Raw genomic sequence first — 7,876 nt, 5'->3', positions numbered from 1 at the left:
GAAAGTGCGGCAGACTGGGTTAATATATTATCACTTGTGAATTGACTGATAGATTCTTTGAAAATTTTCCAATAAAATGGAAAAGTGTTGTTTTTGTTTATTTTTATATCAGCCATTTGTATTTTTCATTCTGTATAAAGCATGCTAAAATTTAAAAAATGAATGCTTACTTAAATTCATTTTGTCAGTATTTGTCCTTGCCTTTTTTTTTAGCATTGTGATTTTAATTGTATAACTAAAGTCGAAATTGTACATCGCTAAATCCACTTGGGCTCCAATCCTGACCACTAGATTATACGTATACAAATATAGCCCCTTTGGTTTAAAAGCACCTTTTTCACCTTTATATTCGTGTCTTCCTTTAAGACTTGCATGGCGCACAAGCCCTCTATATCCCTAACATTCAAAGGAAACTCTGAAGCTCTTATTATAATAACAATTGGTTCATCAATAATAATGGTTGCTTCAACTGATGCCAGCATTTCCAACTTTTCAATAATTCAGGAAACTAATGTGGTGGTAAATACAGGGAAGACAAATCCGAAACATCTAAATTTATTCTTGATGATAGTCAGTGGAGATTTACTGCAAAGGGATGGAGAACCTTACAATAATCTTTTTAAGCTTACTTTTCTTTTTTCAAGATATTCGCGTGTGACTCGCGAGCTCAGGAATCCGGAAATTCCCGCCGAACGCTTACTTACTATTCATTTTCTTTGCTTGCCTAAAGAAAACTAACCAACAGAGAAGGCACTTTTTCACTATTTGTTTTATAAAATGAAACATTTTAAAAGCCGCTCACTTTAGTTAAATTATTTACAGGGCTTCACTAATTCTTAACTCCAAGACGCCCTATAGTATGGAAAAAGGAATCACCAAATTCAAAATTCAATACTCAATTTCTGGAAATCCTTTGGGTATTATCCTTACAGCTATTCTGTTTTCAACAAAAACACCTACCCCTCCCACAATTGCCATGGCGGCCGATAATTCGGTTTTAGGTAAGCATTGGCTTCAGATGCATTTGAGACTATTCCCTCCACATCGTTCCATTGCAGCTTTTTACCAGTTCTGTAGGCGATATTCCCTAAATGGGCTACCAGAGCGGCATTTCTTCCCATTTCGATAGTACAATTGGGATCTTTTCGATTTTTAATGCATTCCAGGAAATTTGCAGTGTGGGCATCCAAACCGCTAGCCCGGCTCTTTCGAGGTGGTAATACCTCTGTTAAGTATTTATCATTATGCTGAAGGGGTAACACTTTCCAGCTTGCCCTGTTGATGGCCAAAATGCCATTCTCGCCAATAAAAGCCACTCCAGGTTCACCAGATTCCTCCAAATACGGGGATGTGCCCATGCCCATAAATTGTTCCCAAATTAAACTGAAATTCCCAAAATCATAGACTGTAGTCAGCGTATCCGGAGTTTCTGCTGCATTGTTGGGAAAAGCAATTTTACCACCAATGGCTACTACAGATTTCGGCGCAGTGGCATTCATGCCAAGCAAAACCATATCCAGCATATGAACTCCCCAGTCGGTCATAAGGCCCCCGGCATAATCCCAGAAATACCTAAAAGAACCATGAAATCTATTTTTATTAAATGGTCTTTCCGGAGCCGGCCCCAACCATCTGTTGTAGTCCACTCCCTGGGGAGGATCAGTATCTTCTACCACATCAAAACCACGGCCGTAATTTACATCTGCCCAGGCTTTCACCTGCCGTATCTTGCCCAGGGCACCGGTATCCAAATATTCAAAGGCCGAATGCCAATGGGGGTCGCTTCTTTGCCATTGGCCTACCTGCACAACCCTATTGTACCTCCGTGCTGCTTTTACCATCAAATCTGCCTCATGAATACTATTGGCTATTGGTTTCTCTACATATACATCTTTTCCCGCCGCACAGGCATCGATCATCTGAATACAGTGCCAATGATCCGGAGTACCGATAATAACGGCATCCATTTCTTTAATTTTTAAAAATTTACGATGGTCATTAAAAGTTTTTGGGCGTTGACCTGTTTTTGATTCTATTTCCTTTGCGCGTTTTTCCAACAAATCGCTGTCCACATCGCAAAGTGCAATACATGCTGTTCCCTTGTTTTTAAGAAAAGAACTGAGGTTTGCCCATCCCATCCCTCTAACACCAATGAGGCCAACATTCACCACTTCGCTATCTTTAATTGGGTTTTTGGCCGAAACCCGGCTTAAAGGAACGGCTGTGGCAAGGGAGGCCGCACTTAAATTTTTGATAAATTTTCTTCTACTCATTTGAACGATTTTGGTTTTTTAAAGTACGGTTTTTTTAAATAATAATAATTGAGTTTTGATAAAAACCTTCATCAGGCTTTTGCAAACTTCCCGTAACAATAGCAAAAATGCCGGGGCCAAACGCCAGGATCAGCACCACGATTTACAAGAAGGATACGGGGACTGGAAAGCTTGAATCAACTTATCCTGTCTGACTAACTTCGCAGCTTTTTTATCAATGCCAAGGTCTCTTTCACGCTCTTTTCCAAGCCTGTATAATCTTCATTTACCAAAACACTTTTACTGATTAATTTCGAGCCCATTCCCACACAGGTAACACCGGCATCGAACCAGGCCTTCAGGTTAGACTCTTCCGTACTAACACCTCCTGTAGGCATAATGGATGTCCAGGGTTGAGGTCCCCTGATTGCTTTGACAAAGTCCGGGCCGTAAGTTGATCCGGGAAATAGTTTAACAATCTCACAGCCCAGTTCTTCGGCCCTGTTAATCTCAGTAAGAGATCCGCACCCGGGTGACCAGAGCACTTTCCTGCGGTTGCAGACCAAAGCGATATCTTCCCGCAGGGTAGGAGTCACAATAAAATTTGCTCCCATTTGCACAAACATAGAGGCGGCTGCTCCATCTGTGACTGAGCCTACCCCCATAATCATGCCCGGTAATTCTTTTAAGACATATTTGTTTAAATCTGAAAATACTTCAAAGGCAAAATCACCTCGCGCTGTAAATTCCATCAGACGTGCGCCTCCATCATAACAGGCCTTGAGTACTTTTTTTCCCAGTTCTACATCGGGATGGTAAAATAAAGGTACCATTCCGGTTTCCCTCATTACCGAAGCAACTTCCAATCTTGAATATTGAGCCATCCTAAGTTATTTATACTTTAGCGTGATACCCTTCCCGAGGCATCACCACCCATTAATTTCTGTACTTCCTCCACAGTGACCATGTTGGCATCACCTTTTATCGTATGTTTTAAGCACGAAGCTGCCACCGCAAAGTTCAAAGCAGTCTGGTCATCATTGGGATATTTAAGCAGGCCGTAGATTAATCCACCCATAAAAGAATCACCACCTCCCACTCTATCTACAATATGTGTTATCTGATATTGTCTGGATTCATACATTTTCTTTCCATCGTAAAGTACTCCTGCCCATGTATTGTGCGATGCAGAAAGTGAGCCCCTTAAGGTAGTAATTACTTTATTAGCCTTTGGAAATTTTTTCATCATCTGTTTACAAACAGACAAAAAAGCTTCCGCCTTAACATGCTCCCCCTGGGTGGTAATATCCAAGCCTTCGGGTTTTATACCAAAATGTTTTTCCGCATCTTCTTCATTCCCCAGAATTATATCGCAATATGAAGTGAGCTCGGTCATAATAGCTTCACGATCACCTCCGTATCTCCATAATTTAGCACGATAGTTCAAATCCGTAGATATGGTCACCCCACTTTCACTTGCCGCCTTAACAGCTTCTAAACAAGCATCTGCCGCACCTTGTGAAATAGCAGGGGTAATCCCCGTCCAATGAAACCATTTCACATCTTTGAAAACTTTTTTCCAGTCGATCATTCCTTTTTCAATTTCGGCCATTGCCGAATGCGATCTGTCATAAACCACTTTACTACCGCGGGACACTGCACCTGTTTCCAAAAAATAGATTCCCAGGCGGTCGCCACCATATATGATTTTATCAACACCAACACCCCTTTTCCGCATCTCCATCATGGCACATTTACCAATATCATTATCCGGAAGGCGGGTTACAAATTCAACCGGAACACCATAATTTGCCAATGATACGGCAACGTTCGATTCGCCACCACCATAAATTACATCAAAATTGGTGGTCTGCGAAAATCGCAAAAATCCCGGAGGTGCCAGGCGCAGCATTATTTCTCCAAAGGTTACTACTTTTTCCATTCGCTTTACATTATTATCTACTATTATTCTAAATCCTACCTTTTCTGACTAAAAGCTAAACCGTCATTAATATCTACATTATTGCCGGGTATAAAAGAAGATTCTTCTGAGGCCAAATACACTACTAAGTCTGCTATTTCTTCTGCGCTACCTACCAGCCTCAATGGCGTTCCTGCGACCAACTTAATTCTGACTTCATCTTAGGTAAAATCGTCATGGTATTTTGTGTCGATCAATCCCCAAAAAAGCTTTTTACTAAGGGCATAATTTTAATCCTAAAAGGAATAATCAGCATAAGATTTATATGTCCTGACAACTTACAATATTTCCATGTTTATTTCAAGATGCTATTCAATAGTTCTCAATAATCATCAACAATATTAAATATTTTATCTAAATGAGTTAAATGCAGATAAAGATTTTAATTCCTGCCACATATAAGAATAGATAAAAAAACAGTATAAATGCAGTGGATTCTTGGTTGTAAACGATCCGTAAAACTTGTTACATAAAATAGGTGAACTTCTAAAACATACTTTTCTTTTCTCTAGCTGTAAGCATGTTAATGGCGAGGCATTTTGTTGAAGAATTTCGGCTTATAAATATCCTTTATGTCACAGATCCTCCAAAGCCCGGGAAATCCAGACCTATGTAGCTATTAGATCATGTATAAAAACAGAGGATTTGTTATCTTAGTATATATATAAGATTTATTGTTGAAATCTATATCCAATCGTGGGTAACCATTAAAAATAAGTAATGAAATATTTCTATCTAATTCTTACCATTTCTTTTTTATCATGTAATTCGGACAAAACCTTTACCGCCGAAGATCAGAAAGAATTCGAAAAAATGGCGCGTACTTACCAAACAACTTATATGGAAGGCGCTGAAAATATTGAAGAAATTCTGGCGGGAATCGACAGCAACATTCAAATGTGGGAAAATGAAAAAATTTGGACGTATGATGATATGGTAAAATTCGGACCACATTTGCCAAAAAAGATAGTTATTAAGACTTATAATGAACAAAAATTATTAGAAAAGAATATTGGATATGACTTTGTAACACTTCTGTACATAGGTGCTAAGGTGACACCTTAAGAGAAACGGTATCTCGGATTTGGAAAAAACCAAATGAGAAATGGAAAATTGTATATATGAGTAACTTAATCAACATGTCTAACTGAAGCAATAAAGGAACCAACAATGTATAACCTCAATAACAACAGATTCATATTCCTTTCGACTGCAGTCATTACAGGCTTAAACGAATCCACATGGCATTGCGTACGTACTTGCTCAAACGAAAAATAACACATAACCCGTAACTAACTATTTTACACGACCGTTGTGGGGAACACAAACCTTATTATGAAATCACAGATCAAAACTCTTCTTGCAATTGTTCTACTAATCACCTCATGTAATAATGAATCGAAGGACAAAGTTGTTTCTACTGAAAGTGAATATTCCGAAAAGTACTCTGGTCCAATAATTGACATGCATATTCATGCATACACTCAAAATGGTGGACAATTTGGGTTAACTCATCCACCCACTCTGCGAGGGGAAACATATCAGGGTGCGAAAAATGTTGATGAACACCAAAAGGCGACAATTTCAAAGTTTCGTGAACATAACATTGTTAAAGCCATCGTTACAAATGGAGATGCATGGCATGAGGAAAATCCGGATATAGTCCTGATTGCTCATTCAGAAGAAGAGCTGGCAACACTCAGGGAAAAACATGGGTCAGGAAAACTTCAGGCAATTGCTGAAATGTCTCCCTTTTATGCCGGCATTTTAGCCGATGACCCTTCTCAAATGCCCTACTTTGAATTAGCGGAAGAATTGGAGATCCCGGTGGGATTCCACATTTTCCCCGGTGGACCAAATTATGGAATACACCTGATGCCCGAAATGCTGGGTGGAATGAGAACGTACAATGCAAACCCATTGCAATTGGAAAAAGCGCTGGTTGAATACCCAAATTTAAAACTTTACATAATGCATGGAGGATGGCCTTATATTGAAGATGTTAAAGCTTTGATGTACGCACATCCCAATGTATATGTAGATATCGCTGTTACAAACTGGATCCTGCCACAGGAAGAGTTTAATAATTACCTGAAATCTCTTATCGATGCAGGTTTTGGAAATCGAATTATGTATGGAACCGATCAAATGGTATGGCCCGATGTTATTAGCGCAGGTATTGAGACAGTTAACAATGCCGATTTTCTGACATGGAGTCAAAAGGAAGATATTTTCTACGACAATGCCGCTGAGTTTTTAGGACTTTCAGAAAGTGAGATAAAAAAGCATAAAGGCAATTGATATTCAACCCATAATACCGCGTATAGCACCCACCTTCTCATAAACACAAAAAATCATTATCTTCAAATCAAATAATTTTTTGTGATAGCTGTGATCCGCAATAGCACAGCGTAGGCCATACGCGAGACCGTTATAATGCTTTTGCACTAACCAAGAATTGGCAATTGAACTTATTAATGAAAAAACTAAAATTTCCAACGGCCCAGACCATTCTAATCCTTATTGCCATATTTGTTACTATTTTAACCTGGTTGGTTCCTGCAGGAAAGTATGATAGCCTGGCTTACAATGCTTCCAGTAACACCTTTACCAAAACGAGTTTAGAAGTAAGCACTGAGCTGCCCGCCACCAGGGAAACCCTCGAAAACCTCAACATTAAAATTCCTATTCAAAAATTTACCAGTGGAGATATCTATAAGCCCATTGGTATTCCTGATACCTATAAAGAACTGGATTCAAGACCTCAAGGGCTTGCCGCCCTGGTGAAATCCCCTGTAAAAGGTATAATCGCAGCGGCAGACATCATTTTTTTAATCCTTATTATAGGTGGCTTAATTGGGATTATGAATCTCACGGGTGCTTTTGATGCCGGAATTTCCTGGTTGGCAAAAATTTTAAAAGGCAGAGAGTTTATTTTAATCGTTGTAGTAACCACACTTATTGCAGCCGGAGGTACAACCTTTGGCCTTGCTGAGGAAACTATGGCCTTCTACCCTATTTTAATTCCTGTGTTCCTCGCTGCAAAATATGATGGAATGGTTGGACTTGCCTGTATTTTCCTGGGCTCTGGAATTGGGTCAATGTGTTCTACTACAAATCCGTTTGCAACAATTATTGCTTCAGATGCGGCGGGAATAAACTGGACAACAGGCCTTAACAATCGCATAATTATGTTGATTGTATGCCTGACCATTACTATTGTTTATATTCTTCGATATGCGAAACGTGTAAAAAATGATCCATCCAGGTCTCTTATTTTTGACCAAAAAGAAGCCCAAGAGAAGCTGTTTGGAATACATGATGTGAATACAACCATAAAATTCACAAACAGACTGAGACTCATCATCACCGTATTTTCATTGTGTTTTATCGTGATGATCATTGGGGTGTCATTTTTGGATTGGTGGTTTGTGGAAATGACATCCACATTTCTTGTGGGCGCAATCCTTATTGGTATTATTGGAAAAATCAAAGAAAGTGTTTTTGTGGAAGCCTTTGCAAAAGGGGCGGCTGAATTACTTAGTGTTGCATTTATTGTTGGTATCGCCCGCGGTGTTACCATTTTAATGGAAGACGGACTCATTAGCGATACCATTTTATATCATGCCAGTACCATAACTGA

8 protein-coding genes are annotated in these 7,876 nt (G+C 39.3%); 4 read left to right on the top strand and 4 right to left on the bottom strand.

Features of this window, described 5'->3' with window-relative positions:
- Positions 1-372 precede the first annotated feature (372 nt).
- A complete protein-coding gene (locus Q0X77_RS14790) occupies positions 373-738 on the top strand; it encodes a hypothetical protein (RefSeq protein WP_297798600.1) in 366 nt (121 codons plus the stop codon).
- Positions 739-956: 218 nt separating this feature from the next.
- Here the strand turns inward: Q0X77_RS14790 and Q0X77_RS14785 are convergent, their stop codons facing one another.
- The 4 genes from Q0X77_RS14785 to Q0X77_RS15415 form a co-directional block, all read right to left on the bottom strand.
- Positions 957-2,273 (bottom strand): Gfo/Idh/MocA family oxidoreductase, encoded by a 1,317-nt coding sequence (locus tag Q0X77_RS14785; RefSeq protein WP_297798599.1) that lies wholly within the window; start codon positions 2,271-2,273, stop codon positions 957-959.
- 194 nt (positions 2,274-2,467) lie between these two features.
- Positions 2,468-3,136, bottom strand: a complete 669-nt coding sequence (locus tag Q0X77_RS14780; RefSeq protein WP_297798598.1) for a bifunctional 4-hydroxy-2-oxoglutarate aldolase/2-dehydro-3-deoxy-phosphogluconate aldolase — start codon at positions 3,134-3,136, stop codon at positions 2,468-2,470.
- A 17-nt stretch (positions 3,137-3,153) separates the two neighbouring features.
- Positions 3,154-4,194, bottom strand: a complete 1,041-nt coding sequence (locus Q0X77_RS14775; RefSeq protein ID WP_297798597.1) for a sugar kinase — start codon at positions 4,192-4,194, stop codon at positions 3,154-3,156.
- 35 nt (positions 4,195-4,229) lie between these two features.
- Positions 4,230-4,376: an SDR family oxidoreductase gene (locus tag Q0X77_RS15415; RefSeq protein WP_366939246.1), complete on the bottom strand. Its 147-nt coding sequence runs from the start codon at positions 4,374-4,376 to the stop codon at positions 4,230-4,232.
- Between the two features lie 577 nt (positions 4,377-4,953).
- On the opposite strand from Q0X77_RS15415, the gene Q0X77_RS14770 reads away from it, so the two are divergent.
- The 3 genes from Q0X77_RS14770 to Q0X77_RS14760 form a co-directional block, all read left to right on the top strand.
- Positions 4,954-5,298 carry a hypothetical protein gene (locus tag Q0X77_RS14770; RefSeq protein WP_297798596.1) on the top strand — a complete coding sequence of 115 codons (345 nt, stop codon included), beginning with the start codon at positions 4,954-4,956 and terminating at the stop codon, positions 5,296-5,298.
- 270 nt (positions 5,299-5,568) lie between these two features.
- Entirely contained in the window at positions 5,569-6,534 is a 966-nt protein-coding gene (locus Q0X77_RS14765) for an amidohydrolase family protein (protein WP_297798595.1), read from the top strand.
- A gap of 176 nt (positions 6,535-6,710) precedes the next feature.
- Positions 6,711-7,876: SLC13 family permease (locus Q0X77_RS14760; RefSeq protein WP_297798594.1), on the top strand; the 1,166-nt coding region annotated here is incomplete at its 3' end.

It is taken from the genome of uncultured Eudoraea sp., from assembly GCF_947258925.1.
Lineage (GTDB): Bacteria > Bacteroidota > Bacteroidia > Flavobacteriales > Flavobacteriaceae > Eudoraea.
Note: the sequence above shows the minus strand (reverse complement) of the source record. Positions and strands in the feature narration are given on the sequence as shown.